The organism is Methylovulum miyakonense HT12 (assembly GCF_000384075.1).
In the GTDB taxonomy this organism is placed as follows: domain Bacteria; phylum Pseudomonadota; class Gammaproteobacteria; order Methylococcales; family Methylomonadaceae; genus Methylovulum; species Methylovulum miyakonense.
The window spans coordinates 2,376,734-2,402,876 of the sequence record NZ_KB913025.1 but is presented as its reverse complement, the minus strand read 5'-3'; the positions used below and the strand labels follow the sequence as shown (position 1 = coordinate 2,402,876).

Genomic DNA, 26,143 nt, shown 5'->3' with positions numbered 1-26,143 from the left:
TTTCCCTTGGCCTCGGCTTATACAAAGCCAGGGGAAAAACCCCTTGAAAGATCAGTCATCAATAGCCACAACCACCTGGCTTGAGGCCAGGGATTGGGCTATTGATAACTGCAGGGCGTTAGGCTGCCAACAACACCGATTTCGAGAGTTCGAACAATTGCGTCCTCAGTTCCTGAAGCCCGTTAATAGTGATGGCGATGGGAAACAGATGGCTGACCTCTATCCCCAAACCGATACCCACGGTTTCGATGCCGCTGTCACGGCAACGCTGCAAAATGGGCGGGGAGTCGCTATTTTTGCGAAAGCTTGTTTTGGGTCTCCCAACCCAAGCAAGCGGCAAAAATCACGCGACCGCTAATGCCTGCGGCGCCCCAGCCGTCCTGAGTCTCTCGTTCGCCACCCAACGGGGGGTGGCTCACATCATCCCAATGACTCGACGCGATTTCGGGATGCTTTGCATTTTCACTACACAAAAAGCGCTTCGTGAAAACGCCCAGCCCTATCGCTTCTGGGGACTACTCGACTCCTGTCTCGCAGCGCCAGCGTGCTGACCATATCGTCCGGTTGGCCATCGGTCATCACCATCAGCACCTTGCGCGGTTCCCGGCAACGCAGCAGCGCGGCGGCACCGAACCAGATGGCTTCGGTCATCGGCGTGCCGCCATTGGCCAGCAGCGAAAAGGCCCCTGCCCGCTGCCGGATGCGTTGGCCGTGATCCAGCAAGCGGTAAACCGAGCCATCCTGGTCACCCGGAAAAGCGGTGATGCCGGGATTCACCCCGGACAGCCCTTCAAACGCCAAGGCCAATGCCAGAGTCGCTTCCAACGCCATCGGCAGGCGCGTGCCCATCGCCTGTCCCCGCGTATCGTTTACTTGATACCCCATGCTGTCGGACTTATCGAGCAACAGATGGATTGCGGTATTCGGCGAGGGTTTGACGGCACTGCGCTGGAACACCTTCGTTTCACCGAAACACACCCGATGCAAGCGCCTGCCATCCAGCCGTCCCCGCGTGCTAGTACTCAGTCATTATTGTTATGTCGAGTTACAGCCCCCATATGATGAGTTTATTCATTACCCCATGGAACTGGCAATTGGCGAAAAAATACATTGTACGACTGACAGAAGAAGAACGTACTGATTTGGAAAGTTTGATTCATAAAGGCAAAGTGGCTGCCCATAAAAGGCTTCACGCAGAAATCCTGCTCAAGACAGATAGTAGTGAATGGGGCGACCCGTGGCTGGATAGTCAAATCAGTGAAGCCTTTGGCATTTCCACACGCACCGTTGAACGAGTCCGGGAACGATGGGTTCAAGAAGGCTTGGAGTCCGCCTTAAACCGGGCTAAACCGATCCGGGTTAAAAGCCGTGTCATTGACGGCGAAAAGGAAGCGCATCTGCTCGCGTTAGCCTATGGTGATGCCCCTGATAGACGCAGTCGCTGGACACTGAGATTGCTTGGGCAGCACATGGTTGAACTGGGCCATGTGGAAAGCGTATCCCACGAAACTATCCGGCAAACGTTAAAAAAAATGAGTTGAAACCTTGGCAGAATAAAGAATGGTGTATTCCGGCTAAAGAGAATGCGGAATTTGTCTGCGCCATGGAAGATGTTCTGGAAGTTTATCAACGCGCGTATGATGAAACGCATCCCTTGATCTGTATGGACGAAAGCAGCAAGCAACACATTAAGGAAACACGTCAGCCGATACCGGCAAAACCAGGCACCGTCGAAAAGTATGACACGGAGTATGAACGTAATGGGGTGAGTAATCTGTTCCTATTTTTTGAACCGTTAGAGGGGAAACGGCATGTGGTGGTAACGGATCAACGGACGGCGGTGGATTGGGCGCATCAAATCCGCAACCTGGTTGATGTCGGGTACCCTCGTGCTGAGCGCATCACACTGGTTATGGATAATTTGAACACCCACACGGGAGCATCGCTGTATAAGGCGTTCGCCCCTGAGGAAGCGCGAAGAATTCTGGATAAATTGGAAATCCACTACACGCCCAAACATGGCAGTTGGTTAAATATGGCGGAAATAGAATTGAGCATCTTGTCCCGCCAATGTCTGGATCGGCGCATTCCGGACCAAGAAACATTAAGGATGGAAATCGCAGCTTGGCAAGAACAAAGAAATGCTATTGCCCAGCCTATGGAATGGCGGTTTACCAGTGAAGATGCCCGGGTAAAATTGAAAAAACTTTACCCGACAATAAAAAAATGACTGAGTACTAGGCTGCGGACGGGTCAGGCTTTGCGATTGCACCAGGCCTTGCAATGCGGCCCGGATTTTCACCGATTCGCCTTGCACCTTGCGGAACAATGCCAACCCCGCCTGTTCATCCAGCGTGGGCTCATCGCCGATGGGCAGAATCACCTCTGAAACGCTATCCTGTGCCAACGCCAGTGCCGACTTGACGGTGTCGAAAATATCAGGGTCAATGTCGCCATCCCCGGCATTCCATAACGCGTCCAACATCGGGTTGGGTTCCGTGATGCCGGTGTCGCAGTCATTACCGTGAGGTTGTGATGATGCGGCCTTAGGTGGATGCGTGAGGTCATTGTCTGGCCTTCCCTGATCCGGTAAGTCTGGGTTGCCCACCGTTTCATCTTCACTTTCAGCGTGACTGTCATCAGCACGCTCAACTTGCGGGGACTGGGCACTGTTTGCATCCTGTCTATATTGACTCTCTCAATTCGACCTAGGGATTTAACGCCACCTGACCGAGCACCCCCGCACGCAGGCTTTCAATGCATAGCCATACAAAATATCAGCAAGATAATTTGTTCTTAAAATTCAACCCATTCCATTATTTGTAAAAAAGCCAACGCTTGATGAATAAGTAATGACCATTCTTTGCAATCGTTCAAATTAACTATTATTTGGTCATCATCTGGCTTGCCATAAGGGTATATGGCGTTTTCGCATTGTCTCAATGCTTCTAATCTAGGGTCATCATCGTTTTTTATTCCATTTTTTAAATCCGTTATGATGGAGTCAGCAGTTGATATATTTTCAGCAAGCCTGTTATAAAATTTTGATAAATAATCTTGCAGTATATCCAGACCTACACTGTTCAATTTTTTCGATATTTCAATAAAATTCGATAAATGTGAAGTCGCTGCATACAACTCAGCTAACTCTTTACCAAGAGATTGCGTCTTCTCAAAGTTATCAACCTTGATTTGTTCAAATTGAAAGTGATTTACAGCGTTTTCGGGAAGGGCTTGCGGGATGTTTTTCCAAGATTTCTCGTCGGACAGGATAGGTTCATCACCCGCAAATGAACTGGTTAATATTCGCCAAGCAATATGATTTGAAGTCAATCCCTGTAGCATTGGAATAATAACAACATGCTGCCAATAGTTAGTCAGCACAAAATACTTTAAATCTTTATATGCAAGAGGACGAATTGCATTAATCAGTACATCAACAACTTCGGCATACGCCCTTTCCAATGAAGTTAAATCCTTTAATTCCAAATTGATCCACAAAGCAGGTTGTTCTTCATAGCAATAGGTGTCACTAAGCAGCTTGGCTTGCCATTCAGAATCCTGGGGATTAGCTAGCGCTTTTTTGATAGCGTTTATTAAACCAACCTGTACCTTTCTGGTAATCGCCGCCGCACGCACATCAGGTGCTTCTTTCCAGTATTGCTCGGGATGATGGGCAAATTGATACCAAAGATGCCAGACTTTTTCGAGGCTAACCGCCTCTTGTTTTTCGAGTTTTATTAACGCAGATATATTAACTAAGTCTTTAAATCTATTACTGAATTCCGTTTGAAAGCTCTTAAGCTCACATTTGGCATTATTCAGATTCACTACGGTTAGATGAATATGTTGCGGAGAACAGGAATGACCAAGTTCTTCAGCTTTTTGATATACCAGCGCATGTTCAGATTTTGGTCGATGTCCGATAAAACCATTAACGGTTAAAATAAGATGGGATTGTGTAATAAAATTGATAATACTGTGTAAATAGTCACTCCATGCTTTTTGATAATTTTTATATTCGGCTAACATCACAGAGGCATTTATTTGAGTTGGGCGATTTGATTGTATGTTTTCTGAGTTATTTTCAGTACCTTCGCTAGTATATCCCCAATGATCAACAGCTAACTTGGGGAGCATGGAAGACATCATATTGATTCTCGACAACTCTTCCCAATAACGTTCGTCTATTTTCCAACCCATGATTGACGGTGGCTTGCGATTTTTAAAAAAGGCGATTAACGCTTTATTAAGGCAAGTTAAACCGTCAACAATTTGCTGCCGATTTAATATGATATTTTCTGCATATATTTTCCAATCGTCAGGGCGATACAGATAGTCCGATAAGTTGGAGTAAGTCGAATTGATACTTACCAACCGATTTATTGGCAAAGATGATTTTAAAATACCCGGTTTGTTTGCTTCGTCGTAGGGTAACTCCATAAAGGCAACATGATGCCCATAGCCTTTCCCACCAAATTTTTCGGCATCAGGAAATAGTCTTCTAAGAATTTCAGCACGGTAAACAGTTTGCTTATTGAGTCGCGATGAAAAGTCTTCATTATCGTTCTCATGAGTCGATGCCATCGGCACAATGTAATGAGCAATTGGATTTCCTGGTTTCTGCTCTAGCCACAAGGTATTGGTTTGTCTTTGAAATAGCTTTTCAATTTCTGATTTATTGAAATGGATAAAGCCGTGGTAGATTTGCTTATCGTAATAATAAAGGGCTAACGTTAATTCTGATAAACAGGCGATGCTGGAAATTTTTGAAACTACGTCACTTTTTAGCAGCCATTTTGCACCATAACGTTCAGTAAGTAATTACACAAAAGTAACCCGGTATTCATCGCCGAATTTTGAAAGGATGTCCAATACGGCCTGTTTCAATGTCCCGTAACTGGCATAGCACGATAGGGGCAGCCATTCATACTTGATCTTGCGCCAGACGATTTCGATCAGGTCGGGCTCAGGGCTATAGGGCGGCAGATAATGCAACACGACACCTTGCGCCATCCAGTCGTCGCGGCGTGCCAAAAAGGCGCGGCTGGTGTGCATGGAAGCGTTGTCAATAATGACGACGCACGGTTTTTTATGGACGGCGTAGCCGTCGCCATAGTGTGCGGCAAACAGGTCGAAGGCCCCGGCCACCTGTTCAGTTTTGACGCTCCCTTCAACGGTGTGGAAAAAAGACCGGCTGTCCCGGGAAACAAACCCCAGGACATTGAGGCGCTGGCTATGGAAACAGGGGATTTCCAACGTCTGGCCTTTGGGTTGCCAGGCGTAAGGCACGGAGGACGTGGTGCTGAAGCCGGATTCGTCAAAATAGAACAGGCTGATTTTGTCTTCATCGGCCCATTGTTTCATGACGGTTTGGATGTCCTTGGCCTTGGCAAAGCCCTCGGCACAACGCCTGCTTTTTACGGAGCGCCTGCACCGCCGCCATGAATAACCGGTTTTTTTAAAATGCGCCTTAACGTCCCGGTCGCCGACTTTTTCCGGGTCCGGGCCTCCAGAAGGGCTTGGGCCTGCTTGATTTGGCGCGGTTCTTCGTCCAATTGGGCCCGGAACAGTGCGATTTCTTCGGGCGTGTAAATCGGTGGACGCCCGGGGCGCGGTAAATCCCCAAGCCCGCCGACACCTTGCGCGTTGAAGCGGTTGATCCACTGGCTGATAGGGTCACGGTCAACCTGGAAAATGGCTTGTAGCTGGTTTATCGTATGCCCGCTGCCGCTCAGCAACAAGGCGTGGGCGCGTCTTCGCACCTTAAAGTTTGGGTGGGTCTTGTAAAGCGCATCCAACTCTTGCTTGTCTGTGTCGCTGAGTGGCCGGACAAATTTTAAACGTGGCATGGGGGCGGTGGCTCAAAAAGCTTATATTTTATACCATAAAACTTATGTCAAATTACTTAATTTTTAACCACCCAAGCCAAAATAGGATTTCACTCAAACCAAGCCAATCGGTTTCATTTTCTGGCTTAGCTAGGTCAAATGACTTGTTATTTAGCCACGTTTTCAAACCTTGATAAATAATGTCTGGTGACGATACTTGATTTCTAAGACGCTTGGTCTCAGCCAGTTTTTCTGGATTATTTTTACCCAACATTTCTAAGATGGATTCGGTAGGGTCTTCATCCAACACATTCGTGAGATCAGGTCTTAGCAGAAATTTCCAGCCGCTATTGCCTGCCATCAAACGGGCTTGCTCGATTACATCTTTATTGGTTTCGACATAAGCGTAAATGCCATACCAGATTAAAGCCTTACATACGCCTGCATAACCTTGCCAGCTATGAAGTGTTAGCCCTGCAAGCTTTTGGTAAATGGCGGGATATTCCCGTGGATGCTCAACAAAGGCGTACAACAAAAAACTTTCCAAATCTGCTTCCATTATGCAGGGAAGCACCGCTGTTGCAGCGTTTATCCACGGGTTGAACGCGGGATCGCTCATAACCTCGACCAGCAATTTTGAGCGTAAGGGGTGCAATGGCTCAATGTATCTTTTGTCGTCCGAGCAGCGAATTAAATATTCCTCTTCAAACAACCCGAACGTACCTGTTGGATCGGATAAATTGATAATCTTAACCAATTCAAGCAGTTGTATACGAGATTCATACGCGGTTGCTACCGCGCAGTAAAACAACGCTTTTAAAGTGGCGGCTTCTAATGTTGATTGTCTTGTTTCTTCTCGTAGGCGATTGACCTGAAATCCCAATCGGTCTTTGAGCGACTCAGTTTGGGTAAGAAAGTAAACGTATTCGAGTAACGCCCCATTGCCGCCAAACCGATGCCAAGCATCACTAAAAGATGGGTATGAATTAGCCACTTTTTTATCCAGCAGGTTTTGGTAGATTTTTTCTGCTTCTGATTGATTGAAATGCAACGGCACACCCAAAGGAAAGCCCAACTCAACATTTGGCATATTTTGCCGAGCCAGGTCTTCCTCCCGGATCGTGACAAGAATTTTGATGTTCGGTTTATCCAATAACGTTTTGACCAGGGCTGTCCAATCCAAATCTCGCGGCGACACATCGATATAAAGGTACAAGTCGGCTTTAAAAACTGACAAATGATCAGCTATCGCCGAAGCAATACTTTCGGCATGGCTTCGGCTGTCGATAAAACTGATTTGAAAACGCCACTCTTCGGGAACAAAATCATGCAAGTAACGATAGACCAGCGTTGTTTTACCTTGCCCCGAAGCACCATGCACAATGACCGTTCGGTTCCCGTTTAGGAATGCCTGCTCAATCTTGCCGATTTGTTCTGAACGGGATATATCCAAGCCCGCTTGAATGTGGCTAAAACGGGAGGAAACACCCTTATAAAATTCGCTTGCAAGATGCTCTTGTTGATAGGTTTGATCTTCTTCAATTAAAGGCTTTATTGATTTGAACCATTCCTGATGGTGCGCGGCTCTTTCTGATAGATATTTACCAACGGCATAAATCTTATTGATTAAATCCTGTTTGGTGATTTTTTCTTGATGTTCAGCCGCATAATAAAGCCAAGCCAATAATAAAGAAAAAGCACTGCTAGGGTCGCCAGCGGTCATTGTTTTAGTTAAATGGTTTTGCAGCCTGCTTTGCAAATCCTGTTCCGATACAACAAGCCATTGTATTTTCTCAAATAAACTTTCAATTCTTTCTTTATCAATACCATGCTTTTTAAGTTTTTCAGTGATTGAATAACGGTTCTTCTCATCTCCTGACCACGCTTTTTCTATTTCAGTGCCGATTTCCCCAAAGCTGACAACTTCAATGGATAAACCAGGATGTGTGCTTAGTAAATCGGATACCCTGTGGAAAAATGAATCTTTCTTTTCGGGGCTAAAACTGGATAACGTCAACTTTTCATTTCTGGCTTTTACTTGAATTACACGAGTTAATTCGCCACTTCTTTGAATTGCTAAGTCTTCTTCTCCTTCAGGTTGAAATACGTTATCACTGTCATTGGATTCAAGGATTTCAACTAAAGTGTATAACGTTTGGAACCGGTAGCCTTTTAATGCAGCTTTTGCGCCTGAGTTATTCATAGGATGATTTTGTTATTTTTAAGGACGAAGGCTTTATATAGTAGCAAATTAAATGATCGTTCCTGTTTGGCTAGAATAACGACGACACTGCCTTGCACCAGGAAACGGCTGACCCGCACACCGGAATGTTCGGCGGCCAGGTAATCGCCCATCAAACCCACCAAGGTGTGTTCGATGCTGGCTTGCTGTACTTCCAGGGCTTTAAGCTCGGTTTTTATGCTGTCCATCTTCGCCGCATTTTGGCGATAGCTTGCCGCCAAGGCTTGCCATTGCTGTTCGGCAGCACCCTCGGGCAGATACAAATCGCGTCCGGGGTCTTTGGGCGGCTCTTTGCCGGTTTTGATGGCCGACCAGAAATCCATGGCGGTATCGATCAGTTGCATGAGAAAGGCTTCATCCCGCTCAACCACAAACTCCAGGTCTTGGCCTTGGTGATAAAAATACAAAAAGCCCCGCCCGGCGTCAGCGACCAACAGTTGCTGTTGCACTTGGCACCAGTGCAGTTGGTACACAGGCGATTGCTCGCGGTGTAACAGCACCTCCAGGAAGGTGGTTTCATGCGGGCATTTCACCTCCACGGGTTCGTTGCTGTCCGACAAACCGTCAAACGAAGCCCGCATCAAGGGATAACGCTCAGACTCGCCACAGAGCGGCAGCAACAGAACCTCGTGTTTGTCTTCAAAGCATTGCAAGGCTTTGGCTTCCTCCTCAATACCAATGCGCACCAAGGGGTTGTTGTCCAGGGTTTGCTCCAGCACCCATCCGGTTTTCTCGGCCCATAACCGCCACGGGGTCTTATGCGGGGAGCGGTTCATAATGACCGCCGCCTCACTAGCGCTGACCCCTTGTTCCCGCCAGTGCCGCCATTCCGGTGACCGCTGCGAAACGTTGACGACTTTCATCACGCCACCCCAAACAGTTGGATGTGGCAGCCCCAACGCTGTGTCGACAGTCCCAGCTTGATCAATTGGCTGTCACAACGTCTGGCACGATGATGGTCATCAAACAGTAGCAGTTGATAGTCGACGGTTGCCACACAGTGGCCGCCATAACTGTCAACCAAGGTGTGAAGTTCGGTTAGGGATAAGTTGACCGGGTTTTTGGTTGCCCAGGCCGGTTTCCAGGAACGTTCCAGAAAACTGCGGCCATGCCGGCGAATCACGGTGGGTGAATCGTAGCGGTGCCAATCGGTATGGCAGGGTATCCGGTTCAATGATTGATCAATGGCATTCATGACCTCTCCTTTTATTAAAGGGCGTCAAGAATGACCCCTAGGGCGCTTCATGACGCCCTGGTGGGGTTGATAATGGTGAATGGCGGCTGCCAGCCGTAAGAACGGAATGGGTAATGGATTAACTACGGAGTAACCAACATCTCACGGGCTTTATGCAAGGCTTCCGACGCGGGTGTGGCCACTGGCGGCATTGACGCGTAGTCGATGGTCTGGTTGCCCAGGGTATTGGCCAACGAGGCTTTGGCCGCTTCCGAAGCTTTGTCCAATTCAGTGATGGCATAGGTCAAATCCAGCCCGCTAAATTTGTGGTTGGCATAGTCGTAAGCGGCTTTCCAGGCTTGGGCTTCGACCGTGCGCCTGACCAGTTCCTTGACGGCTTTCTGGACTTTTACGCTGATCATGGTCAAGTCAATCACGACTGGTGCTTCCGCAAGGCTGGCGGCATTATTACCAGCACCTGGGGCATCATCGATGCGGCTGGTACTGCCATTGATCACGGTGGCTTCGGTCATATCGTCCAAGCTTTTACCGTCCATCTCCTCGGCGGCATATCCGCATTCTTCCGGAAAGGCCGCCCGTAGCGATGCCGCTTTGCCGCATTTGCCCAATTGGCCTTTGGGGCGTTTGATCCACATGGCAGTCGGCAGCTGGGAGTATTTGCCGCCCATCGTGCTGTAGGCTTCCAGCCAGTACACTTCTTCAGTGAAGGCACAACGGCAGCCACCGACCAGACGGTAGACCGTCACCGCCACCCATTCAGGAAAGGTCACCGTGACGGTGCTTTCCTGCCAGATGTCATTGTCGTCCTTGAATTTGCCGGTGAACGTTCGGGTAATATCAGGCCCCCAGACTGGCCGGTCCATGCCCGCCCACAGTCCCGTCCGGGATGCGGTGGTCTGGATTTCCATAATGGATGGCCAGACCGTTTCGACACTGCGCCCCAAGCTGGCATTCCACATCGGCACCACATGCACGGGCTTTTTGAAAATATCCAGTTTGCGGGCTTTGCAGTAATCCAGCGCCATCAGGATGGCTTCCGGGGTTTTGGCGGTGGGGAACGTGACGTCGGTCAGGACTTTCCAGGATTGCTCCGACAAGCCGTAAACCTGATGGGCGTCAACCGGCATCGGCAGGTTACGGGTGTTTGGGGAGTTGTTTTTGGCTGTATGGCTCATGGCGTTTCTCCTTATCAATAAATCAGAGGACGCCATGCCCCAATGGGGAGCGTCCCCAGTGGGTAAAACCGCAACAGCACTGGCTGCGCGGCGGGTTAATCAAGGCTTGGTATGCCTTCAGATCATCGGGCTTAACGCACCCGACACGTCGATGGAAACCATCCACGCCGCCTGCAAGCGGAACGCCGACCAACGCCGGATCAAGCCGTCCCGAAAGGCGGCATGAAGTGTTGGGAGCTCAGAGATAAGTTAAACAGATCACTGAAAAAGGTTGCTGATTAAAAATTTAGATTTCAGCGCAATCGCTGGACATTGAAGCGGAAAACACGCGATCAACCGCTACAAAAAACCGCCCCATCACCCATCTTTTGCAACTCGGATAAGAAAAATGCCACTTACCATCGGGTGTGAACCACCAACCTCCCAAGGAACACGCATGGCAGACAATACAGCACCCGAAAAAACCATCCGCCCGGCGATCAGCCGCCCGGTTTTTGAACGCAGCATCAAGATCCACAGCGAACAGGCGATCCGGGTGATCCGCCGCAGCTATGGCCGTCTGATCCGCTCGCTCTATGCGATTGATGTCATCTTGCGGATCGTCGGACAAGAGCAGGCGATTGACGACATCGAAGCGGTGGTCAGTAAAATGATCGGCGACTGTGCCTTACAGCTTCAACAGGAAAAAGCCCGGCTCGATAAACTATGCGCCGATAACGGCATTGCCGAATCGCCGAAATATACCAACCCAACGGATTTCAAAGCCAAAATCACCTCACCGCAAATTGCCCAGTTTGTCGAACTGATCAAATTACTGGATCTGTTGATGATTGCCATGGACACCCTTTGGCTGTGCCAGATTTTAACCAGCAAGCAATGTTCAACCGCAAGATACCAGTGGCAACAGCGGTTACATCGGCTGGCACGGCGTATTGTGACGATAGAGCAACGGGCACATCAGGCGGCTTATGCGCAGGGACGTGGGGAGGAAGTGCGAATGGCTAGGGAGGAATCGGGGTTGATGGCTGAGCCAGAAGATCCATCGGAAAATGACAACGGGAGCGAGCCTGATGAAGCGGAGATTGAAAACTGATAGGATGAAGGGGTTGTCCACCATACTAAAATACCAATAATTTTAGCGGCTAACCCTATTAACAAGATGAAAACGCTAATCCAGGATTATCCGCCACCTTTCGGTAACACAATTTTGCAAGCGTTTTGCTAAATTTTCAGGCGTCATACCATCATCAAGAATTATCCAAGTTATAAAAAGATTTGGACGAATGCCTTGCTTCCTACAATAATGGACAAGCAAGCTTCAGGATGAGCCATTTCCAAAGCGGCTTTTCCCCACAGGTTTATCTAAACGCCAGTTACCGAGTCCATAATTGATCGGCCAAACATAAGGAAAAGATGTACATACAATTCCCGCCTGAATTTGATGACATACTACAGGCACTGGGTAGCCATGCGGCGGAATTTTTTCTAGCAGCAAGTCTGTATCACGCCAGAAAAATAAGCTTTGCCAGTGCTGCGCATATGGCAGGTCTGGACTTTGATAGTTTTAAAACGCGACTAACAGAACATTTTAACCAAGGCTTTATCATGGCTGATGAAGGTGTTTTAGAGGACATGGATACTGTAGAAAAGTGGGTAGACCTGCAATGCAAATTCTAAAAAGTCATCAAGGACATTGGCCTAACAGAGAAGCAATGATTACCTTTCGATATTTATTAGGTTAGGGAATTGTGTGGACAAACGAATCCTCAGTGAACGCGACATTTGCACAAAATTCATCACCCCGGCTATCCAACAGGCCGGTTGGCAGCAACAGGATTTTCGTGAAGAAGTAAGGCTCACGGATGGTCGCGTCATGGTGCGCGGCAATCTGGCTGCCCGTATCAAAAACCCGGATGTCAAAGGCGGCCCCAAGCGCGCCGATTATGTCCTTTACGCCTGCTCCAGTATTCCCATCGCTATCGTCGAAGCCAAACAGAACAAATTTTCGGTGGGACATGGCATGCAGCAAGCCTTGGCTTATGCCGAACTGCTGGATGCGCCTTTTGCCATCAGCAGTAACGGCGACGGGTTTTTACTGCATGACCGCACGGGTTTATCGCAACCTGTAGAACGTGAACTATCGCTCAGCGAATTCCCCAGTCAGGCGACACTGTGGGCAATTTACCAGAAATGGAAAGACCTCACCGATCCTAACGCCGTTAAGCTAGTCGAGCAACCTTACTACAGCGACGGAAGCGGTCGTGCGCCGCGCTACTACCAACGGGTCGCGATCAACCGTGCCATTGAGGCTATCGCCAAAAACCAACAACGGGTACTTTTGGTCATGGCGACCGGCACTGGTAAAACCTACACCGCTTTCCAGATTATCTGGCGTTTGTGGAAAGCCAAAGCCAAAAAGCGCACGCTGTTTCTCGCCGACCGTAATATCCTGGTTGACCAAACCATGCAACAAGACTTTGCCCCTTTTGGCGAGGTCATGCACAAGATCACCAACCGGGAAGTTAAAAAGAATTACGAAGTCTATCTTGCGCTTTATCAGGCAGTCACGGGCAAGGAAGAATGGCAGCAGATTTACCGCCAGTTTCCCGCTGATTTTTTTGATCTGGTGGTCGTTGATGAATGCCACCGTGGCAGTGCCGCCGATGATTCGGCATGGCGCGAAGTCCTCGATTATTTCAGCTCAGCCACGCACTTGGGTTTAACTGCAACCCCAAAAGAAACCAAAGAAGTCAGCAACATCACCTACTTTGGCGATCCGGTTTATACCTATTCCCTCAAACAAGGTATCGAAGATGGATTTCTCGCGCCCTACAAAGTTATCCGTATCGTCACCGATGCCGACGCGCTAGGCTACACGCCTGAAATAGGTAAAATCGACAAGCACGGGCAAGCTGTCGAACAACGCCACTACAACACCAAGAATTTTGACCGCAACCTTGTCCTGGAAAAACGCACCAAACTGGTAGCAAGCAGGGTCTGGGAATACCTGAAAAACACCGACCCGATGGCGAAGACCATCGTGTTTTGCGACGACCAGGATCATGCCGAGCGTATGCGCCAGGAATTGGTCCGGCTCATCCCCGCCGCCGCAAGTAATCGCCGCTATGTCATGCGTATCACGGGCGACGATAACGAAGGCAAAGCCCAGCTTTCCTATTTTATCGACAACGATGAGCCCTACCCCGTCATAGCCACCACCTCCAAGCTGCTGACCACAGGCGTCGATGCCAAAACCTGCAAGCTCATCGTGCTGGATCAAAACATCAACTCGATGACCGAATTCAAACAGATCATCGGTCGCGGCACCCGTTTGCGCGAGGATTATCAAAAACTCTACTTCACCATCATGGATTTCAAAGGCGCGACGCGTTTGTTCGCAGACCCTGATTTCGACGGCGAGCCGGTGATTATCTACGAACCCAAACCGGATGAGCCTGTGGTTCCACCTGACGATCAACCCACAACCACAGGCAATCCCACGCCTCCACCGGATGAAGGTACTTACGACGTAGGTAGCGAGGGAACTGCTGGCGTCGGCGAAGGCCGCACCAAATATGTGTTGGACGATGTCGATGTGCGTGTCGCCGTCGAGCGTTCGCAATACCTGGATGCAGACGGAAAACTTATCACCGAAGACTACCGCGTCTTACTGAAAGACGACATCAAAAAATCGCTGCAAGCCCAATTCGGTTCGCTCACCGATTTCTTGCGGCGCTGGTCGGAGTCCGAACGCAAGCAAGCCATACTAGACGAACTCAAAGATCAGGGCATACCGCTGGAAGTTTTGCAGCAAGCCGTTGCTAACGGTGCTGAGTTGGATATGTTCGACCTGGTCGCTCATGTCGCCTTTAACCAAAAACCGCTGACGCGCCGCGAACGCGCCAACCAAGTCAAAAAGCGCGATATATTCGGCAAATACGGCGAGCAGGCGCGAATGGTATTGGAAGCCCTGCTCGATAAATTCGCCGATCACGGTGTGCAGGACATCGAAGACAGCAAAGTGCTGGAGTTACCGCCCTTCGACCAAATCGGCACCAAAACCCAAATCCGGCGCGGCATTTTCGGTAGCACCGAGAACTACGCACAGGCCATACACGAGCTGGAGCAAGCCCTCTACGACGAAACCTTGCAACAAAAATCGGCCTGAGCCGCAAAACTTAAACCCATCCCGCTATAAAACAAAAGAACGGAAAACATGAATATCAGCAGTACCATAAAATCCATCCAGGACATCATGCGTAAAGACGATGGTGTCGATGGCGACGCCCAGCGCATCGGTCAGTTGACCTGGATGTTGTTCCTCAAAGTCTTCGACCAGCGCGAAGAGGAATGGGAGGATGATAACTCAGCCTATCAATCACCGATCCCGGAACGGTTCCGTTGGCGCAACTGGGCGGCCTACAAAGCTGACAGCGAAGGCAAGAAAAAACCGCAAATCCAAGGCAGCGAGCTGACCCCGTTCATCAATAACGAACTCTTTCCAGCATTAAAAGACATCGACGCGTCGGACAGCCCTACCCAAAAAGTTATCAAGCAGGTCTTCGAAGACTCCAACAACTACATGAAAAACGGTTCGCTGATGCTGGCGGTGATCGAAAAACTGGAAGACGCGATTAACTTCCACGATTTCAAAACCCGCGCCCATCTCGGCGATGTTTACGAACAATTGCTGAACGACTTGCGCGGTGCGGGCAATGCGGGCGAGTTTTATACGCCCCGCGCCATCACCCAATTCATGGTCGAGCGTATCAACCCGAATCTAGCCAAACGCGAAACCGTCATGGATCCGGCCTGTGGCACTGGTGGTTTTTTAACGGCAGCCATCGACCACTTCCGCCATCAACTCAGCGACAAATCCAGCGCCGACGATAAACGCGCGATTGAACAACTGATCCACGGCATCGAGAAAAAGCAACTGCCGCATTTACTCTGCACCACCAATATGCTGCTGCACGGCATCGACGTGCCTAGCCAGATTGACCACAGTAATACGCTGGGCCGCCCGTGGAACGATTGGCGAGCCGATGAGAAAGTCGCTTGCCTGATTACCAATCCGCCGTTTGGCGGCTACGAAGATGATGGTGTCGGCATCGACTACCCCAGCGACCTGAAAACTCGCGAAACCGCCGACATGTTCATGGCGCTGATTATCAAAAAATTGCTCAAAGACGATGGCGGACGCGGTGCGGTGGTATTGCCGGACGGCACGATGTTTGGCGACGGTATCAAAGGCAAACTGAAAGAACTGTTGCTGCGCGAGTGCAATTTGCACACCGTCATCCGCTTGCCCAAAGGCGTTTTCGCGCCGTACACCACCATCAAAACTAACTTGCTGTTTTTTACCAAAGGCAAACCGACCGAAACCATCTGGTTTTACGAACACCCTTATCCGGCAGGCTACAAAAGTTACTCCAAAACCAAGCCGATAGACTACCGCGAATTTAAAGCCGAACAGGATTGGTGGGGCAACGAAGAAAACGGCTTTGCCGAACGCGTGGAGAGCGAAAACGCCTGGAAAATTGACTTCAAAACCAAAAAACTCGAAGCCGAAGCCGCCGCCAAACCGCATTGGGACAAAGCCGAGCAACTGAACAACCAAGCCGCCGCACTGGACAACCAGAGCAAAGACTTAAAAAGCTCCCTCACCGGAGTCACCGATGCCGTTCAACGCAAACAAGTGGACGAGCAAATCCTAGTGCTACGCGAACAAGCGGACACCCTGCGCTTAGCCGCCCGCGATGCGCAAACCGCGGGCGACCGCCTGTACTGGCCTATCTACAACCTCGACATCAAAAACCCCAATGCAGCGGCGGACGAAATCCACGACCCCGATGTGCTGCTGCAAAAATACAAAGAATTGCTGGGGCAAATTGAAGACACGCAAAACCAGTTGAAGGGCGAGCTGGCGGCGGCATTGGCGCATCACTTTAGCACGGAGGCTGAAGCATGAAACCCATCGCTACCGACCCTGCCGCCGCGCAAGCCCTGCTAAGCGATATTCGTCAGCTCATCAGCCAAAGCCGTGCGCAACTTGCCACCGTTGTCAATAGCGCGTTGACCGTACTTTACTGGCATATCGGTCGGCGCATCCAAAGCGAAGTGCTCAAAGGCGAGCGTGCAGAATACGGCGAGCAAATCATTGCCAGCCTGTCCAAGCAACTGGAACGCGACTATGGGCGCGGTTTTTCCAACAAAAACCTGCGCCACATGTTGCGTTTTGCCGATGTCTTTCCGGTCGAAGAGATTGTCTACGCACTGAGTAGACAATTAAGCTGGACTCACTTGCGTAGCCTGATTTATATCAACGATCCACTGAAACGCGAATTCTATATTGAAATGTGCCAGGCCGAACGTTGGAGCACCCGCACCCTGCAAGGGCGATTGGATTCCATGCTGTTTGAACGCACCGCACTGTCGCGCAAACCCGATGAGGTATTGACTGCCGAACTGGCGGCATTGCGCGAAACGGGCGAAGTTACGCCCAATCTTGTACTCAAAGACCCCTATGTGCTGGACTTTCTACAGCTCAATGACCGCTATCTGGAAAAAGACCTGGAAGACGCCATTCTGCGGGAACTGGAAAACTTCCTGCTGGAATTGGGTGCGGGCTTTAGCTTTGTCGCCCGACAAAAACGCTTGCAAATCGACAACGACGATTTTTATATCGACCTGTTATTTTACAACCGCCGCTTGAAACGGCTGGTGGCTATCGACCTGAAACTGGGCGACTTCAAAGCCGCCGACAAAGGCCAAATGGAGCTTTACCTGCGCTGGTTAGCCAAATACGAACAAGAACCCGGCGAAGCCTCGCCGCTGGGTATTATTCTGTGCAGCGGCAAAAAACAGGAACAAATCGAATTACTGGAACTGGATCAGACCAGCATCCATGTCGCCGAATACCTGACCGAACTGCCGCCCAAGGCCGTATTGCAACAAAAACTGCATGAGGCCATTCGTAACTCTCGGCAGCGGTTGGGCGATAGGCAAGTGGAGGAAGATTGATGGATGCGCAGCGGTTTTTGGCTGAGTTTGGGCATATTGCGAATGCGCCGGGGGGCGTTTCTCAACTTCGGGCTTTGATATTAAATCTAGCTGTTTCTGGGAAACTTGTTCCTCAACAGTTAGGAGAATCGTCAAACAGTTTCATTGAAAAAGTTGAACGAGAACGCGCTAAGCAAATTCAACTTGGCGCTTTCAAAAAAAATAAGAAATTGCTCGAAGACGTAATTAATCCTCCGTGGCAGATTCCTTCAAGTTGGAAATGGGTGAGGTTGGCTGAACTTTGCTCTTTCTCTGCGGGGCGCACCCCATCTCGCAAAGAAGGTAAGTACTGGAACACGGGAAATTATCCGTGGTTTTCAATTGCAGACCTCGTTCATGGGGCAGTGATTCACCATTCCAGTGAGTCTATTTCGCAAGTAGCAAGGGACGAGGTTTTTAAGAGCGCCCCTGTTGAAGCGGGGACTCTTCTCATGAGTTTCAAACTTTCGATTGGCAAACTTTCAGTCTTGGGAGTAGATGCCTACCACAATGAGGCAATCATCGCCATTTACCCATTTGCTACGATTTTAAAAGATTATTTTTTTAAGTGTCTCAATGGCTTTGATCTCAATGCTGGCAATAAAGCTGCCATCAAGGGCAATACGCTTAACCAAGATTCTATATCGAATATTTTGGTGGCACTGCCACCGGAAGAAGAGATTCCACGCATCGTCGCCAAAGTCGATGAACTGATGGCCTTGTGCGACCAGATGGAAGCGCAACAGAAGGATCAACAAACACTGCGTTCACTTACCCGAACCACTGTATTTCGCTCACTGTCCGAAGCGCAGTCACCTAAAGAGCTTTCAGATGCTTGGCTTAGAGTACAACGCGAAGCAACTGAATTGTTGGATAGTCCAGAGAGCATTACTTCCTATAAAGGAGCCATCTTAGATTTAGCAATGTCTGGACAGCTTTTGAAACCACAGGATAAAGCTTCGACTACAGGTAAAGCCCTGCTGGAAACAATATTGTCAGCACGTATTGCATGGTCGAAAAAAGTGGAAGGGCAAGAACAAAAAGAAACTCAGACCATGCTAAAAAAGATTCGGACGCAGAAGCTAAATCTTCCAGAATCAACATTGCCGGAGCATTGGACGTGGGGCTCTTTTCTTCAAATCGCGCAAGCAGTGGTGGATTGCCACAATAAGACAGCGCCTTATGTAAGCAACGGAATTCACCTGATTCGTACAACCGATATTCGTAACGGACGTATGGATTTGAAAAACACCAGGAAAATTTCTGAAGAAACTTATGCATTCTGGTCTCGACGAATGCCTCCAAAGTCTGGCGATGTTTTCTTCACAAGGGAAGCACCGATGGGTGAAGCGGCAATCGTTCCTGAAGGAGATAAAGTTTGTCTTGGGCAAAGAACAATGTTGGTTCGCCTATTCCCGGAATACTTCAACAATCAGTTTCTTCTCTATGCTATTCAAAGCCCAAGCTTCCAATTACGCATGGTCGAAGGAGCTATTGGAATGACAGTGAAACATCTACGAGTCGGCGGAGTTGAGGACTTGTTAGTACCGGTTCCGCCGAAGTCCGAGCAAGACCGCATTGTAGAGCTCATTGATCAGTTATTCGAACGCTGTGATCAGTTGGCTATGCAGCTAGAAAAAAAACTAACTTTGGCAAGCAACCTTGCCAAAGCGGGTGTAGAGGCCATCACCGGCATTCGTAACGAAGAAGAGGAAGAAGCATTGAAACCCCCAAAAACCGAACTGATCGCCAAGCTGCGCCTAGCCAACAGCCCCAACAACAAAGAGCAAGCGCCGCTGGCGGCTATCTTGGCGCGGCATCAGGGTGAAATGTCCGCTGGTGATTTATGGCAACGCTACGGCGGTGAAATTGACGCTTTCTACGCCCAGCTCAAACAGGAAGTCGGCAAGGGCTGGATTGCAGAGCCTGCAATCGCGGAAATGCGGGAAACGGAGGCGGGCTAATGCCGACTTGCTGGATCATCGCCGGCCCAAATGGCGCGGGCAAGACCACGTTTGCTTTGGAATATCTACCAACAGTGTCGCGCTGTCGGCGCTTCATCAACGCCGACCTCATCGCCGCCGGACTTTCGCCATTGGCACCGGAACAACAATTACTGGCAGCCAGCCGTTTGTTCTTGCAGGAAATTGAGGATTGTCTATCCGCCAAACAGGATTTTGCTTTTGAAACCACGCTCGCCGGACGCAGTTATCTTAAGTTGGTTCACCGCTTACAGGCGGATGGCTGGCGGGTGGAATTGATCTATTTGGCATTGCCCAGTGCCGAAATTTCGCGCTTGCGTGTTGCCGAACGGGTCGCTCATGGTGGTCATGACATACCCTCGGAGGATATTATTCGCCGTTTCCCGCGTAGTCTACATAATCTATTCCATCTGTTTGCCCCGTTAGTCGATCAGACGCGTTGCTTTATAAACAGTGGCGAACAACCCGAACTGGTGTTTCAACAAATCCAAACACAGCAGACAGTATTTCAAACCGAACTTTTTGAACAATTGCAACAGGCCGCACGATCATGACACCTTCCATCACCCCGACACCCGATGCCGATACCCAAGCCATGCTGGATAGCTTGCGCCATGCCGTGGCTAAGACCTTAGACCGTAAACGCCGATTAGGCCATTACGCGGTTCTGTGGGACGGCAATAAACCCGTCTTGGTTGGCGAAGATGCGCCCGCCGAGTGCAAACCCAATCCAGACTGTTAAGGTAAGTAAAACGATGTTTTTGCAACGGATCAAAATCGAGGCGTTTAAAAATCTGAAGGATATTGAGCTTAGCTTCAGCGAGTTTTTTGAGCCGTCGGCTGGCGATAAGCCTAACCAGCCTATCCGAAGCCATGCTGTAATCGGTCAGAACGGCACGGGTAAGTCGAATCTGATTGAAGCCATCATTACCATTTTCCGCGATGTAGACTTGAATCATGATGCCGGCTTCGATTATGAACTGGATTACCAGGTTCGCGGACATGCCATCACGCTCAAAGCCGACCGCGCATTGGGCAATCGCCCTGTCGTGACAATTAACGGCAAGCCATCATCGCAAAGCCATCTGAGCGAACATGCCAAAGAATATCTGCCGTCGCATGTGTTCGCTTATTATTCTGGCAAGAACGAGCGGCTTGAAGCCTTGTTTCAGGCGCACCAGGAGCGCTTTAAAAATTTGCTCAAACGCGATGGCGATGATTTGGTGCGGCGTTTGTTTTATTGCCGTGGCGGTCACAGCCAATTGGTGTTGCTGGCTTGTTTGCTGTCGGATGATCCCGTCTTCGCCCAATTGCTGGAAAATCTGGATATTCAGGCGTTGGAGTCGGCGCTGTTTATCCTCAAGCAACCGCACACGCTACGCGACTTAAAGGAAAAAGACATTCTCGAAGGCGATCCACGTTTTTGGTATGCACGTGGCACGGTGGTAACGGATTTGCTGGATAAGCTGTGGCAAGTCGCTTGGGCACCGATTGAAGAAACCAAGGATGTGCAAATCGATTTCCGGCGGCGGCCTGAGAAGCAAAAACGGCTGTACCTGTTTGTGCCTAACCGTCAGAAGCTAAATGAACTCGGCGCGTTAGTCGGCACGCCGGATCGCTTCTTCCGTTATGCCGAAGGCGCTTACATCGGCGATTTGCTGGAAGAAGTCCGCATCACCATTAAAAAACGCGAAGAAAACGCAGGCAACGTGAGCTTTACCCAGCTTTCCGAAGGCGAACTGCAAATGCTCACCGTGCTGGGTTTGATGCGCATCACCCACGAAGACCATTGTTTGTTCCTGCTCGACGAACCCGACACGCATTTGAACCCCATCTGGAAGCTGCGCTATTTCGACGACATCAACCGGATGATTGAACCCCGCGAAGGCGCGACGCTGCAAGGCGAATCGCAAATTATTGTCACCACGCATGATCCGATCATGGTGGGCAGCCTTAAACGTGAGCAAGTGCGGATTTTGCGCAAGCAGGGGAACAGGTCGGTGGTGGATATTCCTGACGTAAACCCGCAAGGCATGGGCTTGACCGGCTTACTCAAAAGCGACTTGTTTGGGCTGGCTTCTACCTTAGATACCGAAACCGAACGCCGATTGCACCGCCGTAACTATTTGTATGCGCTGGATAAACTGCGCAGCCCAGACGAAGACGCTGAAATGACTCGCTTGAGCGAAGAACTCGCCGACTTGGGTTTTTCTAATTCTGATTTTAAAGACCCGTATTACGCGATGTTTGTGCGCAAAATGGCATTGCACACCCGTTTTCACAAACAGGTTTTGTCGCCAGAAGAACAGCAGGCACAGGATGAGATTGCCGATGAAATCATCAACGAGTTGCTTCGTAAAGGCGGTGGCGAATGATTTGGATTGATCTGGAAAATCGCCGCCCCACCGACACTGATATTCCGAAATGGTCGGCGTGGCCTGATGCAACATGGCAAGCATGGCTTACCGAGTCGGAAAGACTATCGACTGAGCTGGTGCGCTTACAAAAAACGGGCGATATTCTTACGCGCAATGCCCTGATTGACGCCAATAGTGCCCATTGGGGAAAACTTAAACCTTGGCTTTTGGCACTTTCGGCTGGGAAATGCTGGTTTTCTGAAGCTAGGGATATTTACTCACACCTAGATGTTGAACATTTTCGCCCGAAAAAAGAGGCGAAGGCTTTTGATGGAACTGTTCGCGATGGCTATTGGTGGCTGGCTTTTGATTATATGAATTTCCGCGCCTGCGGCAATGTCGGCAATCGCAAGAAAGGCGGTTGGTTTCCGTTAAATACAGGTTCTCAGCATTCAACCTACGACTTGCGTTGCGAAGAATCTGAAAGCCATTATTTGCTTGACCCTATCGACATTGACGATGTTAATCTGCTAGCTTTTGACGAGGAAGGCAAAGCAATTGCTGCGCCGGGCGTATCGGCGTGGGATGGAAGCCGGGTTGATGAAACGATCAAGCGTTTAAAGCTCAACGAACATCTGGCATTAACCGAAGAACGCAAAAAGGTTTGGCAAAAGATGTCCAGAACCATTGAACAGTACAAAACTGCAAAAGCACGATGTAATGGCGTTAATCCGGCAGCAAAACAAAAGGTGTGCGACTGCTTGCAGGAAATTAAATCCATGACCCGCCACGATGCCGAGCTTTCTGCCGTCGCAAAATGGTGCGTGCTGTTTCGGAACGATCCCCAACTAGCGAGGTTGGTCGCTTGAATCTAAGAGTCAATTATCCCTTACCTATTTGAGAACTGCATTATGAATGAAGATACAAATACTACCGCAACACCGTCCTACTGGTTTGTTGGTGCCAGTTATGGAGGTACTGAGGATCAGACGCAGCGTTTCCTCGATGAAGGTATTTGGGAGAATGGTTACGATGATCAGTACCTTGATGTGGTGCGATCGATGCGACCAGGCGAGCGTATCGCAATTAAAGCAGCCTACACGCGCAAACATGGTTTACCGTTCGACAACAAAGAACACACTGTATCGGTGATGGCTATCAAGGCTATTGGGACAATCATAGAGAATCTGAACGATGGCAAACGAGTACGAGTCAACTGGACGAAAGTGGAGCCTATTCGCGAATGGTACTTTTATACCTACCAGCCAACAATCTGGCGTGTACTTCCTGGAGAATGGAAGGCGGATAGTTTGATTGCCTTCGCTTTCGACAACCAGGTTCAAGACATAAATCGCTTCTGTAATGAGCCTAATTGGCAGAAAAAAATCAGTTCGCCAACAGAAATTAGTAGCGTGCCTGAAGATGCTGACGAAAACCAAGAAGTTAAAAATGATAACAGTCTCTCAAACGAGGTATATACCGTTGAGGATATTCTGAAAGACGGCTGCTTTCTTAAGCCTGAAGAAATCAGTCGTCTGCTTGACCGTCTGAGTGACAAAAAGAATCTAATCCTTCAAGGCCCGCCTGGAACCGGTAAAACATGGTTGGCAAAACGTCTGGCCTTTGCATTGATTGGGCAGAAGGATGAGAGCAAAATCCGTGCTGTGCAGTTTCACCCGAACTTATCCTATGAAGACTTCGTAAGGGGTTGGCGTCCCACAGGCGAGGGCAAATTATCGTTGGCTGATGGCGTTTTTATGGAAGCCATTAAAGCGGCATTGAAGAATCCATCGTCAAAGTTCGTCGTGGTGATTGAGGAGATTAACAGGGGTAACCCGGCGCAGATTTTCGGTGAACTTCTTACTTTATTGGAGTCTGGTAAACGCAATCCCAATGAAGCTCTGGAGCTTTGCTACCCAGATGAAAATGGCGAGCGGCGGGTTCATGTGCCAGAGAATCTTTATGTGATCGGGACAATGAACATCGCTGATCGATCATTGGCCTTGGTTGATCTGGCGCTACGCCGTCGATTCGCATTTGTCGGACTGGAACCCAAATTGGGTAAAACCTGGCAAGATTGGGTGGTCAATAAGTGCAACATCGATTCGACCTTGGTAGTCGACATTGAACGTAGGATCAACGAGTTGAATAAGCAGATTATTGCTGATCCCCGCTTGGGCAAACAATTTCAGGTCGGCCACAGTTATGTGACGCCTTCCGATGAAAAACAAGAGCGAGACACTAAAAAGTGGTTTAAGCAGGTGGTGGAAACCGAAATAGGCCCTTTACTTGACGAATACTGGTTTGATGCACCCAATGATGCGAAAAAGGCGTGTGAATTGTTGTTGGAAAATTGGTGACAGTGTTGGCATCAGAACAAATGAATAAACCAGAGTTGGATACAGAGGGATACATCGGACGTATTCCAGTGCGCAATCTTTGGCTTATGATGCTTTACGCGTCGGATCTTTTTAGTACTCGTAACATCGGTAATATTGGTTTGGAAGACAGCCCTGATGATCTTCCCGATCTTGTTGCTGAAATTCTCGCTCATGCTGTGGAAACTCGGCAACATCGTCAACTTAGTTTTGGGTACCGATCCCGTGATGCCGTGCTCAACCGAATTCGTGGGAAAATCGATATATTGACTACTGAGCGCCGCCAGTTGCTAGCGCATGGACTTGTCGCTTGTCGATTCGATGAATTGACGATTGATACACCCCGCAACCGTTTTGTTCGGTCTGCTCTGGAAAAAATCGCCAAAGTTGTAAAACGACCCAAAATTGCCCATCGCTGCCGATCTCTGGCTAATGGCATGAAAGCGATGGGCGTATCAGGTAAACCACCCACGCGTACCGAGATGAGTTCAGACAGGTTTGGTCGCCACGATACAGACGACCAATTCATGGTTGCTGCTGCCAAGCTGGCTTTTGACCTATCGTTGCCTACCGAAGCGACAGGAACAAATGTGCTTTCATTACCGGATCGAGAGGTGATGTGGGTGCGTCGACTTTTCGAAAAAGCTGTTGGCGGATTTTACAAAGTGGTGCTGAGTCCTGAAGGATGGCGTGTGCAGAGTGGTAAAACGATAAGCTGGCAAATCGAGCAGAAGACTTCGGGTATTGACAAGATTCTACCAACGATGCGTACTGATGTAGTTCTTGATCATGTTCCATCAGGACAGAGGATTGTTATAGATACCAAGTTCACATCTATTGTAACCAGAGGACAGTATCGGGAAGAAACATTGCGCAGTGGGTACATTTATCAGATTTACGCCTACCTTCGATCACAAGTTGGCAGCGGTGATTCTCTGGACGATAATGCTAGCGGCTTGCTCCTACATCCCTCAGTTGGAAAAATGGTAGATGAAACGGTTATGATTCAGGGACATCGTATATGTTTTGCTACTGTAGATTTGACTGCATCAGCAGCCGATATAAGATCGCAATTGCTGAAATTGCCAAAGCGCTTTAAAGACGCTGGGATAACAGACACTTTCCCTTTTGATACAAATTGACAGAGTAAAAACTGTCAGGAAAACTAACTTTGACCTTGACCAGAGATATTGGTGCCCAATAAATAACGGCTCATTCTAACGAAGCTCTGGGTACGTCTTGACCTAAATCAGATATCGTCTGGAAAATCGTCACTGAGCGACCCCGCGACGGCTAACACGCGAGCCGCCCAGGTTTCGGGGCTGTTTTGGGTGGACATTATCGGTAACACGATGATTTCGGCTTCCTGGCAATCCGCAAATTCGGAAGGAAGTTCCAGTTGAACGTGCAGGCCGTTAAGATGCTGAATGGTTCTATGGGCATACATGGTTTTATCTCCTGAGAAAATTGATGCGTCAACTTACCACTAAGCATAAATATTAACTTAAATTTATGACTTTATATCAATTTCTGGCTGCTGCTCTGAAGATTTGCCTGAATTAGGCTGATATGGAGATTTTTTTATTGGCCTTTGGGGAAATTAAGCTATAAATACTGGCTCACCACTTATTCCACAACAATTCAGGATACACCCATGAACAAATCCGAACTCATCGACGCCATTGCCCAACATGCCAATCTGACCAAAGCCGACGCCGGACGTGCTTTGGAAGGTTTGACGAAAACTATAGAAACCACTTTAAAAGCCGGGGACTCCATTACCTTGGTAGGCTTTGGTACCTTTGAAGTCAAGGAAAGGGCGGAGCGTCAAGGCCGTAACCCACAAAGCGGAGCGGCGATCACGATTGCCGCAGCGAAAGTACCGTCTTTTAAAGCGGGTAAAAATTTAAAAGATACCGTTAATTCTTGATGGTTTTCGGGG

Annotated in this window: 24 protein-coding genes and 1 pseudogene; 15 read left to right on the top strand and 10 right to left on the bottom strand. The window is 49.1% G+C overall.

Features of this window, described 5'->3' with window-relative positions; all coding sequences use genetic code 11:
• Positions 1-118: 118 nt before the first annotated feature.
• Complete coding sequence (locus METMI_RS26955) at positions 119-274, bottom strand: hypothetical protein (RefSeq protein WP_198008003.1); 156 nt, start codon at positions 272-274, stop codon at positions 119-121.
• Positions 275-465: 191 nt separating this feature from the next.
• Positions 466-957, bottom strand: a complete 492-nt coding sequence (locus tag METMI_RS0112100) for a vWA domain-containing protein (RefSeq protein WP_232215217.1) — start codon at positions 955-957, stop codon at positions 466-468.
• Between the two features lie 104 nt (positions 958-1,061).
• Here METMI_RS0112100 and METMI_RS26210 point away from each other — a divergent pair.
• Positions 1,062-2,230 (top strand): IS630 family transposase gene (locus METMI_RS26210; RefSeq protein WP_198007987.1). Its coding sequence is split into 2 segments (ribosomal slippage): positions 1,062-1,524 and positions 1,524-2,230, totalling 1,170 coding nucleotides; the frame shifts between segments, so codons are not numbered across the junction.
• A gap of 566 nt (positions 2,231-2,796) precedes the next feature.
• Here the strand turns inward: METMI_RS26210 and METMI_RS0112085 are convergent.
• From METMI_RS0112085 to bet, 7 genes and pseudogenes are all read right to left on the bottom strand, one after another.
• Complete coding sequence (locus tag METMI_RS0112085; RefSeq protein WP_156829839.1) at positions 2,797-4,638, bottom strand: hypothetical protein; 1,842 nt, start codon at positions 4,636-4,638, stop codon at positions 2,797-2,799.
• 186 nt (positions 4,639-4,824) lie between these two features.
• Positions 4,825-5,559: an IS630 family transposase gene (locus METMI_RS26950; RefSeq protein WP_232215307.1), complete on the bottom strand. Its 735-nt coding sequence runs from the start codon at positions 5,557-5,559 to the stop codon at positions 4,825-4,827.
• A pseudogene (locus tag METMI_RS27860) lies at positions 5,475-5,852 on the bottom strand (helix-turn-helix domain-containing protein); the annotation flags it as partial. The gene METMI_RS26950 and the pseudogene METMI_RS27860, both read right to left, overlap by 85 nt.
• A 52-nt stretch (positions 5,853-5,904) precedes the next feature.
• Positions 5,905-8,034 carry a P-loop NTPase family protein gene (locus METMI_RS0112070; RefSeq protein ID WP_019866552.1) on the bottom strand — a complete coding sequence of 710 codons (2,130 nt, stop codon included), beginning with the start codon at positions 8,032-8,034 and terminating at the stop codon, positions 5,905-5,907.
• On the bottom strand, positions 8,031-8,936 hold the full coding sequence (locus tag METMI_RS0112065; protein WP_019866551.1) for a YqaJ viral recombinase family nuclease: 906 nt from the start codon (positions 8,934-8,936) through the stop codon (positions 8,031-8,033). Before METMI_RS0112065 ends, METMI_RS0112070 begins: the two co-directional genes overlap by 4 nt.
• Positions 8,936-9,268, bottom strand: a complete 333-nt coding sequence (locus METMI_RS0112060) for a hypothetical protein (RefSeq protein WP_019866550.1) — start codon at positions 9,266-9,268, stop codon at positions 8,936-8,938. Before METMI_RS0112060 ends, METMI_RS0112065 begins: the two co-directional genes overlap by 1 nt.
• A 122-nt stretch (positions 9,269-9,390) precedes the next feature.
• Complete coding sequence (gene bet / locus METMI_RS0112055) at positions 9,391-10,443, bottom strand: phage recombination protein Bet (protein ID WP_019866549.1); 1,053 nt, start codon at positions 10,441-10,443, stop codon at positions 9,391-9,393.
• A 34-nt stretch (positions 10,444-10,477) separates the two neighbouring features.
• Here bet and METMI_RS0112050 point away from each other — a divergent pair, with 34 nt between their 5' ends.
• The 13 genes from METMI_RS0112050 (at position 10,478) to mcrC (ending at position 25,343) form a co-directional block, all read left to right on the top strand.
• Entirely contained in the window at positions 10,478-10,669 is a 192-nt protein-coding gene (locus tag METMI_RS0112050; protein ID WP_198007915.1) for a hypothetical protein, read from the top strand.
• Positions 10,670-10,879: 210 nt separating this feature from the next.
• Entirely contained in the window at positions 10,880-11,536 is a 657-nt protein-coding gene (locus tag METMI_RS0112045; protein ID WP_019866547.1) for a hypothetical protein, read from the top strand.
• 320 nt (positions 11,537-11,856) lie between these two features.
• Positions 11,857-12,120 (top strand): UPF0175 family protein, encoded by a 264-nt coding sequence (locus tag METMI_RS0112040; RefSeq protein ID WP_019866546.1) that lies wholly within the window; start codon positions 11,857-11,859, stop codon positions 12,118-12,120.
• 73 nt (positions 12,121-12,193) lie between these two features.
• The gene (gene hsdR, locus METMI_RS0112035) at positions 12,194-14,611 is read left to right on the top strand and encodes an EcoAI/FtnUII family type I restriction enzme subunit R (RefSeq protein WP_019866545.1); all 2,418 of its coding nucleotides are present in this window, start codon (positions 12,194-12,196) and stop codon (positions 14,609-14,611) included.
• Positions 14,612-14,659: 48 nt separating this feature from the next.
• Positions 14,660-16,414, top strand: a complete 1,755-nt coding sequence (locus METMI_RS0112030) for a class I SAM-dependent DNA methyltransferase (RefSeq protein WP_019866544.1) — start codon at positions 14,660-14,662, stop codon at positions 16,412-16,414.
• Positions 16,411-17,466, top strand: a complete 1,056-nt coding sequence (locus METMI_RS0112025) for a PDDEXK nuclease domain-containing protein (RefSeq protein ID WP_019866543.1) — start codon at positions 16,411-16,413, stop codon at positions 17,464-17,466. The genes METMI_RS0112030 and METMI_RS0112025 overlap by 4 nt, the downstream gene beginning before the upstream one ends.
• Positions 17,466-19,448, top strand: a complete 1,983-nt coding sequence (locus tag METMI_RS0112020) for a restriction endonuclease subunit S (protein ID WP_019866542.1) — start codon at positions 17,466-17,468, stop codon at positions 19,446-19,448. Before METMI_RS0112025 ends, METMI_RS0112020 begins: the two co-directional genes overlap by 1 nt.
• A complete protein-coding gene (locus METMI_RS0112015; RefSeq protein ID WP_019866541.1) occupies positions 19,448-20,020 on the top strand; it encodes a zeta toxin family protein in 573 nt (190 codons plus the stop codon). The genes METMI_RS0112020 and METMI_RS0112015 overlap by 1 nt, the downstream gene beginning before the upstream one ends.
• Positions 20,017-20,208 (top strand): hypothetical protein, encoded by a 192-nt coding sequence (locus METMI_RS0112010; protein ID WP_019866540.1) that lies wholly within the window; start codon positions 20,017-20,019, stop codon positions 20,206-20,208. The genes METMI_RS0112015 and METMI_RS0112010 overlap by 4 nt, the downstream gene beginning before the upstream one ends.
• A 13-nt stretch (positions 20,209-20,221) precedes the next feature.
• Positions 20,222-21,841, top strand: a complete 1,620-nt coding sequence (locus tag METMI_RS0112005) for an AAA family ATPase (protein ID WP_019866539.1) — start codon at positions 20,222-20,224, stop codon at positions 21,839-21,841.
• The gene (locus tag METMI_RS0112000) at positions 21,838-22,692 is read left to right on the top strand and encodes an HNH endonuclease family protein (RefSeq protein WP_019866538.1); all 855 of its coding nucleotides are present in this window, start codon (positions 21,838-21,840) and stop codon (positions 22,690-22,692) included. Before METMI_RS0112005 ends, METMI_RS0112000 begins: the two co-directional genes overlap by 4 nt.
• A 42-nt stretch (positions 22,693-22,734) precedes the next feature.
• Entirely contained in the window at positions 22,735-24,183 is a 1,449-nt protein-coding gene (locus tag METMI_RS0111995; RefSeq protein WP_019866537.1) for an McrB family protein, read from the top strand.
• A gap of 20 nt (positions 24,184-24,203) precedes the next feature.
• Positions 24,204-25,343, top strand: a complete 1,140-nt coding sequence (gene mcrC, locus METMI_RS0111990) for a 5-methylcytosine-specific restriction endonuclease system specificity protein McrC (protein WP_029151656.1) — start codon at positions 24,204-24,206, stop codon at positions 25,341-25,343.
• Between the two features lie 107 nt (positions 25,344-25,450).
• On the opposite strand, the gene METMI_RS0111985 is transcribed toward mcrC, so the two are convergent.
• On the bottom strand, positions 25,451-25,648 hold the full coding sequence (locus tag METMI_RS0111985; protein WP_019866535.1) for a hypothetical protein: 198 nt from the start codon (positions 25,646-25,648) through the stop codon (positions 25,451-25,453).
• A 192-nt stretch (positions 25,649-25,840) separates the two neighbouring features.
• Here METMI_RS0111985 and METMI_RS0111980 point away from each other — a divergent pair, with 192 nt between their 5' ends.
• Positions 25,841-26,131: an HU family DNA-binding protein gene (locus METMI_RS0111980; RefSeq protein ID WP_269634488.1), complete on the top strand. Its 291-nt coding sequence runs from the start codon at positions 25,841-25,843 to the stop codon at positions 26,129-26,131.
• Positions 26,132-26,143: the final 12 nt, after the last annotated feature.